Origin of the sequence: Belnapia moabensis DSM 16746, from assembly GCF_000745835.1 — a bacterium.
GTDB lineage: Bacteria > Pseudomonadota > Alphaproteobacteria > Acetobacterales > Acetobacteraceae > Belnapia > Belnapia moabensis.
This window is the reverse complement of sequence record NZ_JQKB01000228.1, coordinates 1-2,648: the sequence shown is the minus strand read 5'-3', so window position 1 is coordinate 2,648 and position 2,648 is coordinate 1. Positions and strand designations below refer to the sequence as shown.

Genomic DNA, 2,648 nt, shown 5'->3' with positions numbered 1-2,648 from the left:
ATTTCCTAATGCAAAAAGCCCAAAACCCCGTTCCAAAAATCTAGCATGTTATCTATTGCAGCCCGCATGGATACCCGGCATATATCGTCTCAGAATGAAACCATTAGGCCCGCACTCCCGCCGCAATGTAATCGACCGTTTGGACAAGCGGACGCACGCGGGCCGTTTTCTGAAAAAGAAGAAAGCTGAATTTACTCAGCTTGTCGGCGGTAATCCTACTCTTCTCCAAAATGAATTAATCGAACGCGCCGCACAACTCGCACTCCATCTTAAATTAGCGGATGCAAAAGTAGCTGACGGCGTGGAAATGTCAGAAATTACCGCGCGCACTTATCAAGGTTGGTGCGGTGCTTACGCGAAGATGCTGTTGCGTTTGAACGTTACTCCACCCGACGCGCCGGGACCGGATGCGCCTGTTGCACAACTCGCAAACTACATTTCTATGAAAACCGAAATTGAAGCGGAGCGTACAAATGGTCGAGGATTGGATCGAGAATAAGGAGTCGCTGAAAAACTGCCCTGGTGGCAGTGGTGAGTGACTTCCGGGTGCTAGCCGTTGCCATGAACGAGCACCGCGCCATCGTCACCATCGAGGTCAGCGGCGAGTCCTACGGCATCAGCGTGACCAGCGGCGGCGCCGTGGCGATACCAGAGGCCATCGCGGCGCATCCGCAGCGCGTACTGATCGCCGCCGAAGCGCAGGAAGTCGCTCATGTCGCGTGGCTGACCTGGGCAGGGTGTGACGATGTGGTGGTGCTGCATTAATGCTCAAATTACCTAGCAGTTTCAGAGGCTTACACAAATTGGGCAGGCTATATCTAACTTGCGGTAAGGGAGATTTATCGCAAGTTAAGACGAAGCGCCTCGCCAGGACCACGGAGGCCTCCTGATGCCCAACGCCGCCTTACTGCCCGTCAAGCCAATGCCACAGCGCGCTTCAATGAGCATTCTCGCCGCCATGGACGACGAGAACCTGTGGCGCCGTTGGTTCCGCAATCCGGCGACCTACACAGCTTGGCGCGCTTGGCTGGCCGCTATGTTCGCGCTGCCGATGTCTCCCGAGCAGCTGGAGATTTATCGCACCTGTACCGGCCGCGCCGAGCCTCCATCCATGCCGGTGTCCGAGGGCTGGCTGGCATGTGGCCGAAGGGCCGGAAAGTCTTTCCATCTGGCCGCCTTGGCCTGCTACCTGGCCTGCTTCCGTCCATGGTCCGAGAACCTGTCGCCCGGCGAGCGCGCCTCCATCCTGATCCTGGCCACGGACAGGACGCAGGCGAAGACGATCTTCAGGTACTGCGAGGCACTGCTGTTCGAGGTGAAGCTGTTGGCGCCGTTGATAGAGCGGCAGACGGCGGAGGAAATCGAGTTAAGCAACCGTGTCACCATTGAGATTACATCGGCCAGCTACCGGAGCGTTCGCGGCCGAACCATCGTCGCCGCGCTCATCGACGAGATTGCCTTCCTCCGCAGCGACGAGACGGCCGCAAACCCGGATGAGGCGATCCTAGCGGCGCTGAGGCCTGCCATGGCGACGGTGCCCGGCGCCATGCTGTTGTGCGCCTCCAGCCCCTATGCTCGTCGCGGCGCGATGTGGAACGCCTACCGGCGATGGTATGGCGTGCCGAATGACCACGTTCTGTTTTGGCGTGCGCCAACGCGGACTATGAATCCCACGGTTCCGCAAAGAATCATCGACGAAGCCATGGAGCGCGACGCGCAATCCGCATCGGCCGAGTATTTGGCTGAATTTAGAAGTGATGTTGCAGAATTTGTCTCCAGAGAAGTGATCGATGCCTGCACTGCCATTGGCCGGCATGAATACTCCCGCGAGATGGGCAAAACATATCAGGCATTTCTTGACCCGGCGGGGGGGTCTGGAAGCGACTCCATGACGTTGGCCATCGGGCATTCCGAGGAGGTCGGCGGCAAGGTCATCAGCGTCATCGACGCGGTGCGCGAATGGGTGCCCAGCTTCAGCCCATCAGACGTTACGGCTGAAGCTGTGGCACTGCTAAAACACTATAATGTAAGACGAATCCAGGGTGATCGTTGGGGTGGTGACTGGGTTAGGGAGCCCCTGAAAAAGGCCGGAATTGAGTATGAACTGTCGTCTAAGTCAAAATCCGATATATATCGAGACGTTCTACCTTTACTGAACAGTCATCAGGTGGAATTGCCTGACATTCCAAAGTTAGCGAATCAGTTTTGCAACCTAGAGCGCAAGACAGGTCGAGGCCGCGATAGTATAGACCATCCACCAGGACAACATGACGATTTGGCAAACGCCGTTGCGGGCTGTCTATTGATGACAACAAGGGGCGGATCGTCTTACGATCGCTTTATAGCACTGGCTTCCTAGGTTTTATATTCGACGGGCTATGCGGCACCGGCATTTAAGCCGCAGCAGTTTTTTTAGATGAGGTATTCAGATGCCTACTTATCGAACCGATGAAGTCCGCAGGACCGACATGGAAAGCGAGGCCCTGGCCCGCCTTCGCGCTGAGCAAGCTGCTCGCCGCGTGCTGGACCGTGAGCTTGCAGCCCTCGATGCCGATGCCGCCTGGGCCGCCCGCGAGGTTGCCAAGTCTCGCCCGGAGCCGCGCCAGGGTGCGCAGCAGGCCGCGCAGGTGCAGATGATGCGCCGCGTC

Annotated in this window: 4 protein-coding genes; 3 read left to right on the top strand and 1 reads right to left on the bottom strand. The window is 57.6% G+C overall.

All coding sequences use genetic code 11. The features are described from left to right. The 3 genes from EP26_RS35960 to EP26_RS34360 form a co-directional block, all read left to right on the top strand. Nucleotides 1-499 (top strand): hypothetical protein (locus EP26_RS35960; RefSeq protein ID WP_211259630.1); only part of this gene is annotated, 499 nt, incomplete at its 5' end. A 32-nt stretch (nt 500-531) separates the two neighbouring features. Next, on the top strand, nt 532-765 hold the full coding sequence (locus EP26_RS30450) for a hypothetical protein (protein WP_157033974.1): 234 nt from the start codon (nt 532-534) through the stop codon (nt 763-765). 124 nt (nt 766-889) lie between these two features. Then, nucleotides 890-2,359 carry a terminase large subunit domain-containing protein gene (locus tag EP26_RS34360; RefSeq protein ID WP_245624579.1) on the top strand — a complete coding sequence of 490 codons (1,470 nt, stop codon included), beginning with the start codon at nt 890-892 and terminating at the stop codon, nt 2,357-2,359. A gap of 34 nt (nt 2,360-2,393) precedes the next feature. Here the strand turns inward: EP26_RS34360 and EP26_RS36580 are convergent. Then, a partial coding sequence (locus EP26_RS36580) for a hypothetical protein (protein ID WP_169747560.1) occupies nt 2,394-2,648 on the bottom strand: 255 nt, incomplete at its 5' end.